This is a genomic window from Xanthomonas sp. LMG 12459 (assembly GCF_009192905.1).
Lineage (GTDB): Bacteria > Pseudomonadota > Gammaproteobacteria > Xanthomonadales > Xanthomonadaceae > Xanthomonas_A > Xanthomonas_A sontii.
In genome coordinates, this window is record NZ_NSGT01000121.1 from 1 (window position 1) to 854 (window position 854).

1 pseudogene is annotated in these 854 nt (G+C 68.6%); it reads left to right on the plus strand.

Annotated features, from left to right (window positions below):
* Positions 1-71: 71 nt before the first annotated feature.
* Positions 72-854 (plus strand): annotated as a pseudogene (locus CEK65_RS20465) (hypothetical protein); the annotation flags it as partial.

Genomic DNA, 854 nt, shown 5'->3' on the forward strand with positions numbered 1-854 from the left:
TCGCCGCAGCGGGCGCCGCAGCCGCGCCACTCGTGCAACCGGCCGGCGTCACCGCAGACGAATGGCAAGCGGTGCGCACATACCTGGGTGACGCCGGCACCGCGCAGGACGACGTTTCCGAAAACGGCGACGACCACTACACCCTGCTCGATCTGGACGAAGACGGGCAACGCGATCTGGTGATCACATCCTATGTCGGCGGCACTGGCCTGTTCACCGAGATCACGGTGCTGCGCCGCGACCCCGTACACGGCTTCCTTGCCCTGCCCAACACCGCACCCGACACAGCGCCGGCGACAGGCACCTTCAGCATCAACGGCCGCGGCAGCGATCAGACCCTGTACTGGCTGCGCATCGACGGCCGCAGCTATGCCGCCTATCGCGACGGCGACTACTTCCAGGACACGCTGACGCTGTCGCGCCCGCTATCGCCGCTGCCACAAGAGCGCAGCAGCTCCCGCGTGCTGCAGGTGCGCTACCGCTATCGGCATACGCTGGCGCCTGCGCCAGATACTGCGAACGCCACGGCCGAAGAGCAGGACGCCGCACGCTGGCTGACGCAGCACCCGCAACTGCGCGCGGTCGCGGACCGGGAGTTGCAGCGCCTCGGCTTCGACGCACAGGGCCGGCAACGCCGGCCGAACCCGGACGCGCGCTGCCCGGTTCCAGCAGCGACCAGCGACCCCGAAGAACGCGCGCAATGGCCGTGGCACGGGCCCGGTCACTATACGTTCGACTACGTCGCCGACATACGCCTGCGGCACGGATCGGATTGCTACAGCGCCAGCATCGTCGCCTTCCGCAGCAGCAACCTGACCTCCTACGCTGCCTGCTGTGCGCTGTGGCTGTACGCC